The sequence below is a fragment of the Bacillus sp. SRL543 genome, from assembly GCF_984799205.1.
The window spans coordinates 4,748,694-4,765,468 of the sequence record NZ_OZ481794.1 but is presented as its reverse complement, the minus strand read 5'-3'; the positions used below and the strand labels follow the sequence as shown (position 1 = coordinate 4,765,468).

The 16,775-nt window shown below is 43.6% G+C and carries 22 protein-coding genes; 15 read left to right on the top strand and 7 right to left on the bottom strand.

The genetic code is table 11. From position 1 onward, the window contains the following. Positions 1-7 precede the first annotated feature (7 nt). The 8 genes from AC4E8B_RS24145 to AC4E8B_RS24110 all read left to right on the top strand — a co-directional run bounded on the left by AC4E8B_RS24145 (position 8) and on the right by AC4E8B_RS24110 (position 4,099). Positions 8-433: a DUF5301 domain-containing protein gene (locus tag AC4E8B_RS24145; RefSeq protein ID WP_490216092.1), complete on the top strand. Its 426-nt coding sequence runs from the start codon at positions 8-10 to the stop codon at positions 431-433. Between the two features lie 17 nt (positions 434-450). Next, entirely contained in the window at positions 451-1,029 is a 579-nt protein-coding gene (locus AC4E8B_RS24140) for a hypothetical protein (RefSeq protein ID WP_490216091.1), read from the top strand. A 52-nt stretch (positions 1,030-1,081) separates the two neighbouring features. Next, positions 1,082-1,300 (top strand): hypothetical protein, encoded by a 219-nt coding sequence (locus AC4E8B_RS24135; RefSeq protein WP_490216090.1) that lies wholly within the window; start codon positions 1,082-1,084, stop codon positions 1,298-1,300. 35 nt (positions 1,301-1,335) lie between these two features. After that, positions 1,336-1,758: an HIT family protein gene (locus AC4E8B_RS24130; RefSeq protein ID WP_490216089.1), complete on the top strand. Its 423-nt coding sequence runs from the start codon at positions 1,336-1,338 to the stop codon at positions 1,756-1,758. Between the two features lie 12 nt (positions 1,759-1,770). Next, a complete protein-coding gene (locus AC4E8B_RS24125; RefSeq protein WP_490216088.1) occupies positions 1,771-2,367 on the top strand; it encodes a class I SAM-dependent methyltransferase in 597 nt (198 codons plus the stop codon). A gap of 395 nt (positions 2,368-2,762) precedes the next feature. Continuing rightward, positions 2,763-2,984 (top strand): hypothetical protein, encoded by a 222-nt coding sequence (locus AC4E8B_RS24120; protein ID WP_490216087.1) that lies wholly within the window; start codon positions 2,763-2,765, stop codon positions 2,982-2,984. A gap of 87 nt (positions 2,985-3,071) precedes the next feature. Beyond that, positions 3,072-3,464: a DUF5662 family protein gene (locus tag AC4E8B_RS24115; RefSeq protein ID WP_490216086.1), complete on the top strand. Its 393-nt coding sequence runs from the start codon at positions 3,072-3,074 to the stop codon at positions 3,462-3,464. Between the two features lie 176 nt (positions 3,465-3,640). Beyond that, positions 3,641-4,099, top strand: coding sequence for an SAM-dependent methyltransferase (locus AC4E8B_RS24110; protein ID WP_490216085.1), 459 nt, complete (start codon positions 3,641-3,643; stop codon positions 4,097-4,099). 54 nt (positions 4,100-4,153) lie between these two features. On the opposite strand, the gene AC4E8B_RS24105 is transcribed toward AC4E8B_RS24110, so the two are convergent. Further along, on the bottom strand, positions 4,154-5,938 hold the full coding sequence (locus AC4E8B_RS24105) for an extracellular catalytic domain type 1 short-chain-length polyhydroxyalkanoate depolymerase (RefSeq protein ID WP_490216084.1): 1,785 nt from the start codon (positions 5,936-5,938) through the stop codon (positions 4,154-4,156). Positions 5,939-6,230: 292 nt separating this feature from the next. On the opposite strand from AC4E8B_RS24105, the gene AC4E8B_RS24100 reads away from it, so the two are divergent. From AC4E8B_RS24100 to arsC, 3 genes are read left to right on the top strand one after another with little or no spacing between them, the layout of a single operon-like run. Next, positions 6,231-6,575, top strand: coding sequence for an ArsR/SmtB family transcription factor (locus AC4E8B_RS24100; RefSeq protein ID WP_490216083.1), 345 nt, complete (start codon positions 6,231-6,233; stop codon positions 6,573-6,575). A gap of 16 nt (positions 6,576-6,591) precedes the next feature. Then, positions 6,592-7,887 (top strand): arsenic transporter, encoded by a 1,296-nt coding sequence (locus AC4E8B_RS24095; protein ID WP_490216082.1) that lies wholly within the window; start codon positions 6,592-6,594, stop codon positions 7,885-7,887. A gap of 28 nt (positions 7,888-7,915) precedes the next feature. Continuing rightward, a complete protein-coding gene (gene arsC, locus AC4E8B_RS24090; protein WP_490216081.1) occupies positions 7,916-8,335 on the top strand; it encodes an arsenate reductase (thioredoxin) in 420 nt (139 codons plus the stop codon). 583 nt (positions 8,336-8,918) lie between these two features. Here the strand turns inward: arsC and AC4E8B_RS24085 are convergent. Next, positions 8,919-9,473, bottom strand: coding sequence for a hypothetical protein (locus AC4E8B_RS24085; protein WP_490216080.1), 555 nt, complete (start codon positions 9,471-9,473; stop codon positions 8,919-8,921). 136 nt (positions 9,474-9,609) lie between these two features. Beyond that, positions 9,610-10,536, bottom strand: a complete 927-nt coding sequence (locus tag AC4E8B_RS24080; RefSeq protein ID WP_490216079.1) for a sigma-70 family RNA polymerase sigma factor — start codon at positions 10,534-10,536, stop codon at positions 9,610-9,612. A 196-nt stretch (positions 10,537-10,732) separates the two neighbouring features. Here AC4E8B_RS24080 and AC4E8B_RS24075 point away from each other — a divergent pair, with 196 nt between their 5' ends. Next, positions 10,733-11,296, top strand: a complete 564-nt coding sequence (locus AC4E8B_RS24075; protein ID WP_490216078.1) for a hypothetical protein — start codon at positions 10,733-10,735, stop codon at positions 11,294-11,296. 95 nt (positions 11,297-11,391) lie between these two features. Here AC4E8B_RS24075 and AC4E8B_RS24070 read toward each other — a convergent pair whose 3' ends face one another. The 3 genes from AC4E8B_RS24070 to AC4E8B_RS24060 are packed head-to-tail and all read right to left on the bottom strand — an operon-like array spanning position 11,392 to position 12,976. Further along, positions 11,392-11,946, bottom strand: a complete 555-nt coding sequence (locus AC4E8B_RS24070) for a restriction endonuclease (RefSeq protein WP_490216077.1) — start codon at positions 11,944-11,946, stop codon at positions 11,392-11,394. A 38-nt stretch (positions 11,947-11,984) separates the two neighbouring features. Beyond that, the gene (locus AC4E8B_RS24065; protein ID WP_490216076.1) at positions 11,985-12,203 is read right to left on the bottom strand and encodes a hypothetical protein; all 219 of its coding nucleotides are present in this window, start codon (positions 12,201-12,203) and stop codon (positions 11,985-11,987) included. A 35-nt stretch (positions 12,204-12,238) separates the two neighbouring features. After that, positions 12,239-12,976: a MerR family transcriptional regulator gene (locus AC4E8B_RS24060; protein WP_490216075.1), complete on the bottom strand. Its 738-nt coding sequence runs from the start codon at positions 12,974-12,976 to the stop codon at positions 12,239-12,241. Positions 12,977-13,066: 90 nt separating this feature from the next. Between AC4E8B_RS24060 and AC4E8B_RS24055 the strand changes: the two genes are divergently transcribed. The 3 genes from AC4E8B_RS24055 to AC4E8B_RS24045 all read left to right on the top strand — a co-directional run bounded on the left by AC4E8B_RS24055 (position 13,067) and on the right by AC4E8B_RS24045 (position 15,088). Continuing rightward, positions 13,067-13,771: a CPBP family intramembrane glutamic endopeptidase gene (locus AC4E8B_RS24055; protein ID WP_490216074.1), complete on the top strand. Its 705-nt coding sequence runs from the start codon at positions 13,067-13,069 to the stop codon at positions 13,769-13,771. A 114-nt stretch (positions 13,772-13,885) separates the two neighbouring features. Then, on the top strand, positions 13,886-14,479 hold the full coding sequence (locus AC4E8B_RS24050; RefSeq protein ID WP_490216073.1) for a CBO0543 family protein: 594 nt from the start codon (positions 13,886-13,888) through the stop codon (positions 14,477-14,479). A 153-nt stretch (positions 14,480-14,632) separates the two neighbouring features. Beyond that, positions 14,633-15,088 carry an NUDIX hydrolase gene (locus AC4E8B_RS24045; protein WP_490216072.1) on the top strand — a complete coding sequence of 152 codons (456 nt, stop codon included), beginning with the start codon at positions 14,633-14,635 and terminating at the stop codon, positions 15,086-15,088. 40 nt (positions 15,089-15,128) lie between these two features. Here the strand turns inward: AC4E8B_RS24045 and AC4E8B_RS24040 are convergent, their stop codons facing one another. Then, on the bottom strand, positions 15,129-16,775 hold the full coding sequence (locus AC4E8B_RS24040) for a hypothetical protein (protein WP_490216071.1): 1,647 nt from the start codon (positions 16,773-16,775) through the stop codon (positions 15,129-15,131).

The window sequence follows — 16,775 nt, the reverse complement described above, 5'->3', positions numbered from 1 at the left end:
AGAATGGTTGAAAAAGTTCATGGTTTTCGGTTTTATTTCTATCATGATCATCCTTGGGGTTATGTATATGATCAATTCAAGAAGCACAACTTTTAACCAAGTGGTGCCTGATACGCCTGAGATTACATCTATAGAAATAATCAAATCTTCAACTGATAAGGAAGTTGTTTTGGAAAAAGAGAGCGATGTAAATTTACTGATCCAGAGCTGGTCTGAAATGGAGCTAAAGGCAGATACAATGGGTTCTCTGAATTTTGAAGAATCGTATTGGATCACTCTAAAAGCTAATGATGAGAGGAAATACGGGCTGATAGTTTACGATGATAAATACTTATTAATTTATGATTTCAGCAAAAGGACAAAAAAAGACAGCAGCAGGAGTTACCAGATTATCAGCGGGGCTGATTTGGACGATATTGAGCAGTATTTTTAGTCTTGAAAGGAGCTCATATGGAAAATTCATTAACCATAACAATGGAAGCTACGCATTCATTGAACTTCTTAATTTATATTCAGAATATATTCCTGAATAAAACGCGGAGCAAGTCTGATTTGAAGTTTCCTTATATGCCGGCAGAGTGCCAGCTGCATGAAGATTTTGAGGTGCGCTTCAGAGATTTATGGAATGCTATATCAGAAAGAATAGCTGATGATCCATCACAAGATCAGTTGATTTTAATCGAAGAAAGAAACTTATTCTATCAGACACTGTTCACTGAAAATGATGATTCATTATCTGAATTCAATCAGATATATACATCCTTTAGAGCGTGGTGGAGAAGCCTTGCTGGAGGTTTTGCTGTAGAAATATGTATGGGTGAAACAGTAGATAAGATTTATAGGGGATTAGCTGATTTGCTTATAGGAAAAGGAATTAAGCCGCGAAAAAGACTGTATCTTAACCTTATCTACGATCAGTGTTTATTGGCAGATGCAGAACCCTCCTCTTATTACGCCATCCTTTCTCTAGAAGATGGTTTTATGAGGTATAAAGAAATCCCTGGAAGATTACTGCACAGTATTGATTAAGCTGATATGCATAAGCATTAGGGGCAGTGCAATTTGAAAAGGGGGCTGGAAAGTGGATTTACTATTCTGGATTATTTTCGGTTTTTTCATAGGCGGATTTGCGATTCTCGTTTCCATGAAAAAGAATATGGAACGCAGGGTCGCTGCTCTAAAAAGAGACGGGGAAAGCAGCAGTATTTCATCCCGTCCTGTAGTCTGGTGGATCTTCGCGACGACAGTTTGGGGAATTGTGAGCATGGGGCTTGTTGTGTGGTGGTTTTCGGTTAACTGACTTAAGTTTTGCCTATAAAAGTAAGGAGATCAAATATGGATAATTGTATTTTTTGCAGGCTGGAACTCGAGCCGGATCAAAATATTGCCATGAGCAATGAATATTGTCTTTTTTTACAGCTGGGGCAAAGTAAAATAAAGGGAAGCCAGCTGGAGGGCGCTGGGTTAATTGTTCCTATTCAGCACAGGGAAACTGCGTTTGATTTAACACCTGAGGAGTGGGCGGCCACCTACAGTCTCCTTCAGGATGTGAAAAAGTACTTGGATGAAAAGCATGAGCCTCAAGGTTATAATTTAGGCTGGAACTGCGGCGAGGCTGCTGGGCAGCATGTTTTCCATGCCCATTTTCATGTGATCCCAAGATATGAGGACGAACCTCTTGCGGGTAAAGGGATCAGGTATATGTTTAAAGGAAAAGAAAATCAAAGGGGGCTTAGACCTTCTCCTTTGGCCACTTAAAGGAGAGAGCTAATGGAAAACAACGTGTTTGAGCAGATGGCTCAAAGATATGATTCAGAGGAAAGAAAGCAATTGGCGGAAGTAATCGCTGGAGAAGTCAGGACTAAACTGCAGAACAGCAAGGATCAGTCATTAATAGATTATGGGAGCGGCACTGGTCTGGTCAGTCTGGAACTAACAGATCTGGTGGAATCCGTTTTGCTGGTTGATTCATCAGAACAGATGCTGGAGGTTGCGGAAATGAAGATTTCCCGCAGAGGCATCGGCAGTGCAAAAGTGCTGTATGCAGACTTTACACAGGAAACGCCTCAGCTGAAGGCAGACATTGTCTTTATGTCACTCGTCCTTCTCCATATCCCGGATACTCAAAAAATCCTGCAGCAGCTGTACAGCATCCTCAATGAAGGCGGCAAGCTCATCATTGTTGATTTTGATAAAAACGAGCTGATCAGCCATCCGAAAGTCCATAACGGCTTTTTGCAGGAGGAGTTGAAAACAAAGCTATCCGAAGCAGGATTTACATCAACTGAAATCAGGACATTCCATCATGGAAGCGGTATTTTCATGAAGCAGGATGCCTCTATGTTTATTTCAGTCAGCATTAAGTAAGACGCAGAGATGCAAAACGGGCCGGCGGACCTGTCCCCTTGGCTCGTTTACTTAAAAGGACAGAGGGACTTGTCCTCTGTCCTAAAGGCAAACTCGGCGCAGTTGCCTGTTTTCATGTGGAAAAAAGATAGCCATGAGGTCCTTATTGCTTACGCTAAAGGCTGCGTTCTTATTAAGCGGTTTAGCTGATATCTGTACGTATCAATGAAAAACTCCAGCTTAATAATCAAACGAAAGATCCTTTTAATCAAGCTTGTAAGTGTACTCACAATGTATCCCTCCACATTCATGATAGTGCACGGATAAAGCTGCACTAGCATTAATATCCTCCAGAGCAAATTCTTTTATTCACTTCCATTCTTGATATCACATGCAAATTTACAGGGGGCATTTATTTGATTGTGGTGTTATGGCAAATATCCTTATTCCTTTGTGTCATCACTCTCCTTTTTGGACTATTTAAGAAATCATGGCTTTCCATGTTCATCAGTTTTATCACGTCACTCCCCATAGAGTATTACTTCCTTGGAGCTGAAAATGCGTGGAGGATGGCTGCATTAGTTCCTTTGCTGCTGCTGTTTCTGACCTTTGTTTTTTGGAGGAATAAAGCGCGCTGATTTAGGTGAGGCAAAGGATCTGCACATTTTTTATAGAAATGAATAATTTAGAGCCGGCTGGCAGGAAAAATAAGGGATCCAGAACTTTTGGAAAATAAAACTGAACTAGGTGGGGGGAGTATCGTGCTGCGGGCAGCTTGGAAAAACATACTGTATATCCTCGAACATAAACTCAATGTCCTAATCGAGTGCTGGAAAGAAGGACTATTTCTGCAGGGGGTTATCCACGATTGGTTTAAATTTTCCCCGCAGAAGTTTCTGCCATATGCTAAGAAATTTTTCTATGAAGGTAAAAAAGATCTCAATGATGAATTAAAGTGGGAATATGCATGGCTCCACCATCAGCATAAAAACAAGCACCACTGGGAACATTGGGTGGTTGACCCAAAAAATAAACAAGCCCTGCCGATGCCCAGAAAATTCTTCTTGAAATGGTCTGTGATTGGCGATCATTTTGGAGGAGATGGGGAAGAAAGGTGAAGCACTCCACAATGGATCTCAGCGGGAATATTATATTGCATCCTGAAACGAAAAAGGAATTGGAGATTATATTGGAGAGGAAAAATAACGAGGATCGCAAGCAGAGGCTAAGCTAGTAGTGCGGATTCAAATACGGTAATATTCTTGGGATATAGGGGATGAAGGAGGAGTTGACCATGATTAATTTAATGCCAATCGGGTTTGCCTACAATGAAAGGCACCAGGTAGAGGATGATTATTGGGGCGAAGTGGTCAGCAGGATCGTGCTGGACGATTCTTTGCCAGAGGACGGGCTCGACGGAATTGATTCCTTCTCCCACTTAGAAATCATCTATCATTTTCATCGTGTGGATCAAAGTAAAATTGTGCCTGGTGCAAGGCATCCCAGAAATGACAGCAGCCTTCCCCAAGTTGGAATCTTTGCTCAGCGCGGCAAGAATAGACCAAATCGACTGGGCCTGACAACTGTGAGGCTGGATAAAAGAGAGGGCAGGGAACTGACCGTCACAGGACTTGATTGCATCAATGGGACGCCGATTCTTGATATCAAGCCGGTGATGGAGGAGTTTCTCCCTAAAGAGCCGATCAGCCAGCCTGACTGGTCCCGTGAGATTATGAAGCATTATTGGGGCTGAGGCTTAGATTGCAAATAAAAAAGATCAGCGGGCTCCCGCTGATCTCTTTTTCATTTAGCTGCTGCTGTTTATTATCAGGACCGGAGAAAGATCACCATTCCCGCCTCCATAAAAAAGGACAGAATTCTGATTGAAGCCCGCTGCCGTTGCTGCTTTTAGCCTGAACTGTGTCTTGCCGCTCCGGTTGATTTGGGCCAGCGCACTGGCGGGTATTTCTATATCAATGTAATTAGAAACAGCAGCCGGCTGGAAACTGGCCATATTGGTGAGCGTGCCTGCGGCGGAATAATCGCTTTGTTCTATTGGGGCAGAGCCAAACGTTCCGTTCTTCATGTCGATTTTTACTTCAGAGACCGTCCCTGAGATTGATTTTGTGTATAGGCGCAATTTTGCTGAACCAATCGCGGTCTGCCCGAGGGTGCTTGTGTCAAAGGATAAAATTCCTCTGAAGGTATCAGTATTGTACATCCCTTTATCGCCAGCCTTAATATCTCCTGAGCCTTTGCCATCTGCTGTGAATCGGCCGGCAAAGCCGCTTTCCCCTGAGATGGCGCTGAATGTCAGCGAGTCCCCGGGAGGAGGAGCATCTTCTTCGATGATATATACCTCTTCTTTGACAGACTCTCTTTGTCCGGAGCTGTCCTGGCTGAAAAACTTAAGGGTTGTATCGCCGGAAATGAAAATCGGTCCGGTATAGAGTGTGGATTGTGTTGTAGGATTTGAACCGTCCACTGTATAGTAAGTGGCTGCTTCTTTATTGGTCTGGAATTCTACATAGACAGGCTGATTATAGGTTCCGCCTTTAGGGCTCGCTGAAGTTGCAGGGGCAACGCCGTCATTTCCGCCGTTATCATTGCCTGCAAAAGATTGAAAGAACTCCCACATCATTCGGCTGGCATCAGGTCCCTGTGGATCTGTATAGCTGCCTTGCACATTTCCCCCTGACCAGGCATGCCCCATGCTTTGAACCGCTACTTTTTTCATCCAGACTTTGCCGTCCCCAGCTTTATAATGGCTGACAGTGTAGCTTTTTCCGCCAGGTACGGTTAAATTCTCGGTCTGGTCCGGCTGATCGTCAATCCAGACATCCTCAGTGCCATTCTGTGCTAAATCGTTTGTGACAGCCCACTGTGTGATGACCTGATTTCCATTTACCGGTGCGACTGTGTAGTCCGAAGTTCCGTGAAACACTATAACTGGCATGAGGTCTGCCCGGCTTCCCATTGCCTGATATGCAGCCCTCCCTTGGCGCACTGGATCAGGGCCGCCGCTGGACATAGCGGTAAAAGCCCCGGTCATGCTGGTTGCAGCTTTGTATTCAAGACCCGCTCCCACCCCAATGCCAGAGAAAAGGTCAGGATACGCGGCCCCCATGATCACGCTCATCGCCGCACCTGCCGAAAGACCCGCTGCATAAACCTGATCATCTTGGATAGAGTAATTATTTTTTATAAGATTCACCATACCGGCGATAGCAGCTGGTTCCCCGCTGCCGCGCGACTGATGGGCTGATTCGAACCAGTTCCAGCACTTATTGGAATTGGCACTGCTGGTCTGTTCAGGATACAGCACCAAAAATCCTTTTTCATCAGCCAGTGCATTCATCTTCGTCCCTGCCGCAAACTGGCTGGCATCCTGTGTGCACCCATGCAGCATGACATATAACGGATAAGACTGACTTTCATCGTACTGATCAGGAACATACAATTTATAAGGCTTGCCGCCATAGGAGCCTGTAATAAATTGTCCTGCAGCCTTCGAATTACCAGGAAGCAATGTGACCGAGCATACAAAAATCAAAACGATTAAACCAATCCAAGATTTTTTGCGAGCCAGCATAATCAACTCCTCCTTTTATCCTTCAGATTTAGTGTAGGAGGAGGGAGTTACAACCAAGTTACAGTGAGGCGGGAGAGGTTGGGTAGGCATTGATTAATAACCTAACCTGGAGAGAAAGACAGAAAAAAGCAGGCGGCTGGAATAGGTGAAGAATAAGGACAAAAAATCTGTTGAGAAACCTGAAAAGGCGCATATTAAAAGGGAGTAAAGGTAATGTAAAAAGAAAACTTAACCATTGCATATATAAGTAAATTCTTATATATTAATATCGTAAAGCAGGAGGTGAATACAGTTGAATCTGTCCGCTGTTGAAGTTGATAAAGCTGCCAGCATCTTGAAATTATTAGGTGATAAAACACGGCTGACCATGCTGAAAATCCTGGATAATAATGATTGCTGCGTTTGTGAGTTTGTTGAGATTTTTAAAATGAGCCAGCCTGCCATCAGCCAGCATATCCGAAAGCTAAAAGATGCAGATGTGGTAAGGGAAACCAGGAGAGGCCAATGGATCATTTATTCTCTGAACAAAGCGAGCGACTACTACCCGCTGGTGAAGGATGTACTGGATCATCTGCCGAGCCAGGACTATAAATTGAGAGAACTGGAAGAACAGGGATTAAGAATTTCGTGTGAGTAAGAGGGGGTAACATATTTTGACTCAGATTGTTTTAGCATCATTGATATTTCTGGCCACCCTCATATTGGTAATATGGCAGCCGAAAGGATTATCGATTGGCTGGTCTGCTTGTGGGGGAGCTATTCTTGCCTTGATTGTAGGAGTAGTTGACTTCAATGATGTGATTGATGTGACATCCATTGTCTGGAATGCAACGCTTGCTTTCATTGCGATCATCATCATTTCACTGATTCTGGACGAAATTGGATTTTTTGAGTGGGCAGCTCTGCATATGGCAAGAGCAGCAAAGGGAAGCGGAGTTAGAATGTTTGTTTATGTTTCCATTTTGGGGGCTTTGGTTGCGGCATTTTTCGCCAATGACGGAGCCGCATTGATTCTAACGCCAATTGTTCTTGCGATGGTCAGAAACTTGAAGTTTGATGAAAAAATGGTTTTCCCATTCATCATCGCGAGCGGATTTATTGCCGATACAACATCTTTGCCGCTGGTTGTCAGCAACCTTGTTAATATCGTTTCAGCTGACTTTTTTGGAATTGGGTTTGTGGAATTTGCATCCAGAATGATTATTCCAAACTTCTTTTCGCTCGCAGCAAGTATCATTGTCCTGTACTTATACTTTAGAAAAAGCATACCGAAGAATTATGATTTGTCCCATCTGAAGGAACCTTCCGACGCGGTTCGGGACAGCAAGATGTTTCGGCTGTCATGGCTTGTGCTGGGAATCTTATTAATCGGCTATTTTGCAAGTGAGTTTATTGGGGTGCCTGTTTCAATCATTGCCGGAGTCGTTGCCATCTTCTTCTTATTAATGGCACGCAGGAGCCCAGCCGTCAATACCCGCACAGTCATTAAAGGGGCACCTTGGGCAATTGTGTTTTTCTCCATCGGAATGTATGTAGTCGTATATGGGCTGAGAAACGTGGGCCTTACCAACGTGCTGGCTGATGTGATTCAAATGACAGCTGACCAGGGGCTATTCGCGGCAACCATCGGGATGGGATTCATTGCAGCCATTCTTTCATCTGTGATGAATAATATGCCAACTGTTATGATTGACGCACTGGCCATTGCTGACACTGATACCAGCGGTGTGATCCGGGAAGCGCTGATTTATGCAAATGTCATTGGATCTGATCTGGGTCCGAAGATCACACCAATTGGATCTCTGGCAACCCTGCTATGGCTGCATGTATTGTCTCTAAAAGGAGTAAAAATCTCCTGGGGAACCTATTTCAAGACTGGAATTGTGCTAACCATTCCAACATTATTCATCACATTAGTTGGCTTATATATTTGGTTACTGATCATTTAAAAAACTTACCTAAAAGGAGAGTCTCAACATGACTAAAAAAACAATCTACTTTCTATGCACAGGAAACTCTTGCCGCAGCCAAATGGCAGAAGGATGGGCTAAGCAGCATTTAAGTGATGAGTGGAATGTATACAGTGCAGGAATTGAAGCGCATGGTTTAAATCCGAATGCTGTAAAGGCCATGAAGGAAGCCGGCATCGACATCTCCAATCAGACTTCTGATATCATTGACACTGAAATTTTAAATAATGCGGACTTGGTTGTAACGCTTTGCGGTGACGCAGCAGACAAGTGCCCGATGACTCCTCCTCATGTAAAACGCGAACACTGGGGATTTGACGATCCAGCCAAAGCAGAAGGAACAGAAGAGGAAAAATGGGCCTTCTTCCAGCGAGTACGCGACGAAATCGGCGGCCGCATCAAGACGTTTGCCGACACTGGCAAGTAAAAGCAAATAGCCAAGAGAAATCACTCTCTTGGCTATCCTTTTTTCTGGCATATAAAGTATGCTTATATTAGTTTAAAGCTGAGCATCAGGATGAACATTCTGTTGTGCATGTGGTAAATGCCTATAATAAAGGGGATATTTTTACGTTTTTATATGCCAATTAGCAATCCATTTAGCGCCAGAAATCGCAAGCGTACAATAAGTTTTGTATAGACAACAACCTTATTTTGCAATAAACACTACTGAATAAAAGGGTGCCCTTGCTGAACAGCCTCCTGCCCTTAGTTCAAGCGGAGCGCAGAAAAGTCGAGAAAGAGAGAGGACCTTCCTTGAAGCCTTTTAAAGATAAAATATATTGGACGCTGCTGCCTATTGGTATAATAATTGGCTTTTTCGTCATATTTGTTTACCCGAAAAAGACTATCTATGGATTTTTACTGATAATTGTATTTTGGATTGTTTATTATACTTGGACTTATTTTGATGAAAAACGCAATAACAAAGAATAAGGTTTCTTATTGGATTATTCGCTCCGGCACTTTTGCACAGCAAAAAAACAAAGGGATGGAAAACTCCCATCCCTCTAACCATTTTTCTCAATAATATCCTCAATAATCTCAAACGCCTTCTCCCGAGTCATTCCCTCTCTCAATGAAAACTCAATATGATAAGAGCCTTCCTCGAGATTGAAGAAAGTGATTAACATATCTGTATCCGACGTAATCTCTCTATAATGGACTTCCACCCCGTTCATAGTCTTAATCTTGCTGTCCTCGTCGCCATCAATGATTTCGAAAGTGCTGTAAGTGATGTTGAAAAGCCAGGGTTCTCCATCATACAGCCCATACAGAACCTTTGAATCCATGGTATTTTCGTATTTTTCGATATACTCTTTGTCCCTTAACTTGCCTTTTTCTTTCGAATAGACTACAACCAGATCCTTTTTGTCACCTGATGGCGGATATTTAACCTCTGCCGATGTGATGGGATACTGTTCATATTCAGGAATAAAGACATCAGTCTTCAATTCATCGGCAGCTTGATCTTTGAAAGAATCTGTTCCTCTGTTCGCTTGAGAGGAACAGGCACTGGCAATAACCATCAAACCAAACAGCAAAACACTCATTCTCCGCTTCAAATTCTCGGCTCCCTGTTATTATTGGTAATTACCTTATTTTAACATATGTAACTTTTTTATGTTCTGAATCGTATAATCTGTCTTAGAAGCTTATTGTAGCAAGAGAAAAAGGCAGACCTAAATCTGCCTTTAAAGATTACCTCGCCCAATTCACAGGCGGCTTTGTAAGCTGCGCCGGCACACCCAACTCCTCTGCGGCTGCCAGAATGAATTCTTTCCGGAAAAAATAGCTTACATGCCTGACGATTTTTCCGTTTTCGGTTTCCTGGTACTGAATATCATGGATGAGAGGGCCTTGTCCTTCGTCGGCAAAAACAATGATAACCGGCTTGCCCCAAAGTATACGGGTCTCTGCTCTATAGCCGGGCAATCCATAGCGCAGCGAGCCGTTCCGCATTTCTTCTTTGCTAAACTCAGCGAATCCTAATGGCGCTTCATTCTGAGCCTGGTCACTGATCAGGTTCAGGACTGCTTCGACATCACCTTGGTTTAAAGCCTTTAAGTAGGCTTTAATGACAGGCTCATTTTTATGGACGAGGCGTTGGTTCTGAGTTTCCGGACTGTTATGCTGCTTCAGTTTCTCTTTCATTCTTCTCGTTGTGGCATAAACGGCTCCAGGGGTGGTCCTGACCATGCCTGCCACTTCCTCAGCCGTGAACTGAAAGACTTCAAACAGCAGGAATACGGCGATCTGCCTTGACTTGAACAGATTAACAAGGCAGCCGACTGCCTGCTGAAGCTCCAGCGTTTCCGTGAATTCAACCGCTGGAATATCTCCTTCGTCCAATGTGCCAAGATTTCTTTTCTCCCTGCGGCAGTGGTCGATCCAGATGTTGGTGGCCATCCTGTACAGATAAGATTTTGTATTTGTCGGATGCCATCTTTGAAATAATCCGCCCAATGCCTTCAGCATCGTTTCCTGAAACAAATCTTCGCCATCCCACGGAGATCCGGTCAGATAGCGGCAATATTGCCAAAGCTGCCCGGAATGTGCCTCAGCCAGCTCCGTAAACATCTCCTTCAGCTCACGTGCTTTGCCTGCTAATTCTTGTTCTGTCACCATATAGTCAGCTCCTTTATTGATAGGACGAATAGGAAGGTCGAAATTGTACGGAAAAATGAAATTTCATTAAAGTTTATTTTAAGTCTACATCGCCGGAGTGAATAATGCCCGGTATTGTTCTGCAGCGCCTAAAAAGCTGAAACCTTTTACATGAAAATTCCTTCTAATATTAAAAGAAGCCAAAAGGAGAGGTTAAGTGAATAACTATTTGCTGTCAGCCGTTTTGCTGCTGTTCACTATTCTAACGGCGGGCTGTCAATCGTCCCATACTGTCGATAACAGCGATTTAGAAAAAATTGAAGTTTCTCAGACCAGCGATGAAACCGTTCAAGGTGACTTTATCTTCCGGATTAAAAGTGAAAAGGCAGAGTACAAAGAAGATGAGGACATAGAGTTATATGGGGAAATTGAATATATAGGGGAAAAAGACGAGGTCACAATCCTTCATTCTTCATCAGCTTTCTTTTTCCCGATGCGGGAAAAGATACGGGGGTATGAAATCGGAAGTGCAGTAAATGACATCGGATTATCAACAACGCTTAAAAAGAGTGTGCCCTACCGGGAAGAGTACGGAAAAAGCGGCGGGTATAGTGAAGATCAAGATCCTCAAGACTATGTAAACTTTATGAAGGAGTTCCTGAATAGCACCGGCTTTCCTGCTGGGCATTATGTGGTCAAAGGCTCTACTGATTTTAGTGTTGAATCAGGAGAACACGTCAGGATAAAGGGGACCGTGGAATTTAAGGTGATGAAGAAATAATTAGCTGTGCAGTCACAGTAATTCAGCCTTGAGTTAGGTTTGACTGATTTCATTTTGGTGTCTTGTCCCCCGGGATAAGGGAGAGATTCCGAATGCTAACCCCGGATTCTCTTCCCCTTTCCCACCGCCAGAATCCAATCCATAAACTGCTCCCGCTCATACAGCCGTATAGGAAGCTTCCTGGCAAATTCAGAAGCTTGAGGGGTATAGCCATAATTGGTGATCACCCAGCATTCGTCAGCTTCATAAGCATCCATTAGTTTGAACGTCCGCTGCACAAGGCGGATCCCAACGTCCTTTTTATGGCTTTTCACTTTAACAACCGCTTTTTTGCCTGCTGGCGTCTCCAGCAAAAAGCTGATATCTGGATTTTCTCTCTCAAGCCTTATAATGATATAGCCTAATTTAGCCAATAACGGAATAGTGAACTCCTTCAATTCTTCATCTGTCTTCTTATCGATCACCCAAACCTCAGAATCTTTCTGCCTTTTCGTCATCCGCCGGAGCCAGAACACGGAATAAATGAAATACAAAATCACTTCACTGATAAAAATGAAAACGGCTGTTTCCCCATTGCCTGTTTTGATAAAAGAGAAAACCGGCACTATGATCATTGTGATCCAAACAAAAATATGAACACGATTGTTCATGGCGTAACACATCCTTCTATTAACAGTTAAAGTGCTTACTAAGCACCAGGATGATTTTCACAAGAAACAGGGGACCAAAAGCCTTCCTTCTTAATCGTCACTGTTCTCTCTGTATCAAAGCTTTCAAAGCACTGGTCTATGATCTGTTTGTTCACCTGATGATTCTTACCGATTTGAATAATCATGACGGTCCCGATTGTTAAAATAGCTATGCTTCCGATGATGGCCAGCATCATTTGAAGTTTGTTTTTCTTCAATGATCTTTCTCCTTTCCTGCTAGGCACGATTGCGCTTAGCTGCCAGCCTTTGTTTCAGCATATACCAAACAGCGCTCTACAAACTCCAGCACCTCTTCAGATACCGGATATAGGCCTGTTTCCTCGGCAGGCATTTTTCTGACTTCCCAAAATTGGTCCATCAGCTCTGTATCTCCCTGGAAGCTTTTCTGTGAAATTCTGATTAACTCAGAAGCAATCTCAACTCCTTCGTCAGATTCTGCTGGAATGCGTTGTTCCACGCACCACTCGATCCTCCGCAGCAGGGAAATATACTGCTGGGTGGTCTCATCATTGCTGCCCAGGTTTGGGATTGTTTTTTCCAGGAACGCTTTTTCCTCTTCCTGAAAATAGTCGGTCCATTTCTTTGAACGCTTTTGTGAATTCTGCACAAGCTCTGTGACACGGTCCCAGGATAGTGATTCCTCCAGGTCGGTCATATTGATCAGAGATGCTGTGTTGGAGATGCTAGCTTGCAGTTCCGAGAGCTGTTCCTGCAGGTGATTATAGTGGGATACTAAAATTTGCTTATAAGAAAGCTGTTTCAGTACTTCGCGGATTTCCTCTAACGGAAGTGAAAGGGATTTGAGAATCAGGATTTTCTCCAAAGTAAATAAGTCTTCCTCTGAATAATACCGCTTTCCATTCTCATCTTTAAAGCCCGGGGCCAGAAGGCCGATCTGATCATAATAGCGGAGTGTGCGAACGGAAATATTGCGCTGCTTCGCTACTTCTCCCGTTGTCCAGCGTTTCATTGGAATTCCTCCTAAAAAAAGCTTGCAGGTTACGCAGCGTTACCCAATATAGTTAGATTATACCATTTAAAAGAGAAAGAGGGACGGAGAATGGAAACTGATCAAGTGAACTGGAAAAAGCAGGACCCATGGGGCTGGAGAGAATTCATTTTATTAATGCTGCTTGAATTTGCTGTTGTAATAGGAGGCATCAAGCTTCTGGTCCAGCCGATATATGCTGAGCTGTTTAATGACGATTTATATGCCGGGACATTAACCGGGCTGACCATAGCTATTATTCTTATGCTGGGGATATACTTTATTGCCCTCCGCCCAAAAAGGCTGTCATGGAGGGAAGTTGGAGTAAAAGCATACAGCTCGAAGGATTGGAAGCTCATTGGATTGTATTCAGCAGTCCTGCTGGTGGGCTCAGTCATCATTGTCGTGCTCACCAGTTTCATAGGCAACTCATGGGAAAACAGCAAAACTGAGGCCATGCAGCAGAACGTCACTTTTTTCACAGTGCTCATTGCATTTATTTCTGCGGCTGTCATTTCGCCGATATATGAGGAAATCTTTTACCGCGGCTTCTTGTATCGGTGGCTGCGGACAAGGATGGGACTGACAGGAGCGCTTTTGCTTAGCTCGCTGATCTTTACCATCATTCATATCCCGACCTATAACGTCATGCCTGTCAACTTCTTCAGCGGCATCCTTTTCGCCCTGGCCTACGAAAGGACAGGTTCGATTTGGCCTTCTGTATTAATCCACGGATTGACGAACGGGATCATGGTGCTGCTGACGAGTTTAGGCTAGAGAGATGAATCCAGCTGGCTGTCTTTACAAGATTTTTTCACTTAATATATAGAAATTACCGAATAAAATCCCACTTGTGATTGATACTAATGATAAAAAGTGGGGGAAACCATTGTGGAAAAAGACCGGCTCGATATAATGGAGAAAATCATGAGGGAGGAAATAGAACAGAATGGCCGATTGGTAGATTATTGGCAAGAGTTTTCGAATTTGTTCTATTGGCAAACATGGATTGTCATTGCCATGTTTTTTATCCCGCTCATCGTCCTGATCCTTTTTATTGACCGGAAGAGGGCCCTCCAGCTTGGCTTTTATGGATACAGTGTGCATATCTTTTTTACCTATACAGACATCATTGCCACGGAAAGGGGACTGTGGATCTATCCCTTTAAACTTCTCCCTTTGCTTCCTTCCAGCATCACTCTTGATGCCTCTTTTGTTCCGGTCGTTTACATGCTCTACTATCAATTCATTATAAATACAAAGAAAAATTATTATATCTGGATGCTTCCGCTTTGCCTTGCGCTTGCTTTTGTATTAAAACCAACCATGGTTGGGCTTGGACTCTTTCATTTTCGCGGGAAAGAGAACTTCTTGCTGCTGTTTGCAGGGTATGTATTTGTTGCCCTTATCTCTAAATGGCTGACTGACTTTTTTATTTTGCTGGGGAAAACTAAGAAGTGGAGCTTTCTGCCATCTCGAGACTAGACAAGTCACTGTATAGTACTCTGCAGGATTCTTCATCCAGTTTGCACTAAATCTGAACAATCCTCACCTCGGATTCTCTGGAGAAAAGGAAGGAGAATGGACATCCTTATAGAAATATATACTTCATAGCGGGAGGTAACCAGGGAGGTTATTATGGGGTATATAGAAGATTTGCGCAGTGTTGTCGGCAATGAGCCGCTCATATTGGTTGGCGTGGCAGTCGCGGTCATCAATGATATGGGAGAATTTTTGCTGCAAAAAAGAATTGACGGCCGCTGGGGCGTTCCCGGAGGATTCATTGAATTAGGCGAATCGACAGAAGAAGCAGGAAGAAGGGAAGTCCTGGAGGAAACAGGCATTGAAATAGGCAAGCTTGATTTGGCAGGAGTGATTTCAGGAAAAGAGCATCATGTGAAATTGCCGAACGGGGATGAGTTTTATCCGGTGACAATCGCCTATATCTCGAGGGATATCAAAGGCGGGGTTCTTAAAGCAGACGGCCTGGAAACGACTGAAGCAAAATTCTTCAGAGCAGATGAGTTCCCTGAAGGGCTGAATCCTTTGATAAAAAATCTTATAAAGCAATATGCACAATCCTTATCGCAGTAAAAAAGAAGCCGCCAAATCATGGCGGCTTTCTTGTGCCATCCTATTCAAGGACATTCTTCCAAGTTACTTTAAAAGCCAGCTTCCAAAATACAGTCAGATAAATGAGAGCAACGGCCATATACAGATAAATTCCAAACGGCAGCAAGGTGCTTAAATAGTGCAGCCCGGCAAATAAGCCGGCAAACAGCATCAGTCCGATGATTATCACGCCATTGCCATTCTGATTATACTGGTCAAAAGACTCCGAAAACGGCACCGCTGTTTTCAGGATCATGAAGCAAAGGACTGCATAGGTACAGGCATTGATAAACACGACAACCAGGTCCGGCACAACCCTTGCCCCGAAAAGCAGGACAAACAGGACGCTTAATATAGAGTAGATCGGCAGGTACAATTTAATGATAAATGCCTTTATCGTCCCGCTGAACATGGGGCCAAGCTGTTCTAAAGGCGCGGCTCTGAAAATCCAGCTCCCTTTATATTTACCGGAATACTTCAGAAGGATCATGATGGTCGGGATGATGATCATGCTGAAGTAAATAGATAAGTATGATTTGCTGCCTTCCAGACGGCTGAGGTCTGTATCAAAGCTGCTGAAAATCATTAGAAAAGGAACGACGATGGAAAACCCTAAAGAAGGGTACACCTTCAACTTGAAATCCCGTTCATTTTTCATCATGCTGCTGGAAAATTTAAAGAATGCTCTTTCTTCCTTTGAACGGCAAAGCACCTTAAGGAAAAATTGGCCGGCTTTGCTTCTCTTCTTTTCCCTAGCTTTCCCGTGATAGGCAAGCTTTTGGAGGTTTTGCTCAAAGGTTGAGTTGAATTTGGTATAAATCCAAATGCTCAAGAGCGGAACGACGATGCTTAAAGCTGTAAAAAGGATATAAAACGGCTGGAAGCTGCGGTTCAGCACCAATTCCGTATTAGCTCCAAACCACATCGGGAAGATGAATACCTGCCACCATTTAGGCTCCAGCGAAACGGTGAAATCGATGATGGCGAAGGAGCGGATCAGCAATTGATAGCCGACCATGATCATCAGGGAAAGCCCGATCTGGACATAGTTAATAAGATCTTTTAATTTTTCCCCATCAAAGAAGCGAAGGAATGCCAGGTAGATAAGCGCAGTCAATCCAACGATAAACAGGTCAATCAGGATAATGTTGATGACTGCGGTCAGGAAGAACAAAGGTCCAATTCTGAAAAGCCCGACAAACAAAGGGATCGTGACAAGCGCGATGGTAAGGAATGATAGATAAATGACAACGTGGACCATCTTCGCCGTATTGATCGTTTTGCGGTCAACAGGTTTCGGAAACAGGATATTCCGGTCACGGATATCCAGCAGGACTGTAGAAAAATCGGATATCATCGAGGTCATGACGAAAAAGGTGAAAATTCCGTAAAAAAGACTCATTTGAAAAAGATAGTTCTCACCCATGAGCAGAAAGGGAATCATGAACAGCCCGAATAAAACATAAATCCATAGTGATTTTATATACTGATTGTTCTTTTCCTTGTCTTCTGCCTTCCTCGCGTTCTGCGCAAAAACGGTCGGCACACGCCGCCCATCCATCGTCAGCTTTACTTGCAGGATCATTCTCATAGCCTTATAATCTACGCCGAATCCGGTGAACATCCGCTCAAAACGGTCTAATATTTTGAGAGTCTGAAAGTTCTGCAT